Raw genomic sequence first — 456 nt, forward strand, 5'->3', positions numbered from 1 at the left:
AGTATTAGAATAGATCATTTTTTCTTATTAATATTATCTTATTTTGAATAATTAATTTTTTTTTTTTTTTTTAAAGTTTATTAATAAGCTTTAATAGATATTGATAAGAGAGTTTTGCTTGAAAAAAAAACTTTAAAAAAATTTTTGCTAATTCGAAAATAGTTTTTATATTTGCACTCGCAAAACAGTAACAAAGACAGAGAGTTTTTGTTTGAAGCTAAAAGAGTATAAGATCATTGAAATAAAGAAATAACAACCAAGTAAGGAAAAACCAAAGCGTCAATTTTAAATAGAGTTGAGTATAAGGGAAACAAACATACAATGGAGAGATTGATCCTGGCTCAGGATGAACGCTAGCGGGAGGCCTAACACATGCAAGCCGAGCGGTATAGATTCTTCGGGATCTAGAGAGCGGCGAACGGGTGCGGAACACGTGTGCAACCTGCCCTTATCAGG

General features: G+C 32.0%; 1 rRNA gene. It reads left to right on the plus strand.

The features are described 5' to 3' along the window. Positions 1-318 precede the first annotated feature (318 nt). Positions 319-456, plus strand: a 16S ribosomal RNA gene (locus tag GNY06_RS03920); the annotation flags it as partial.

The sequence above is a fragment of the Elizabethkingia argenteiflava genome (genome assembly GCF_009904105.1).
Lineage (GTDB): Bacteria > Bacteroidota > Bacteroidia > Flavobacteriales > Weeksellaceae > Elizabethkingia > Elizabethkingia argenteiflava.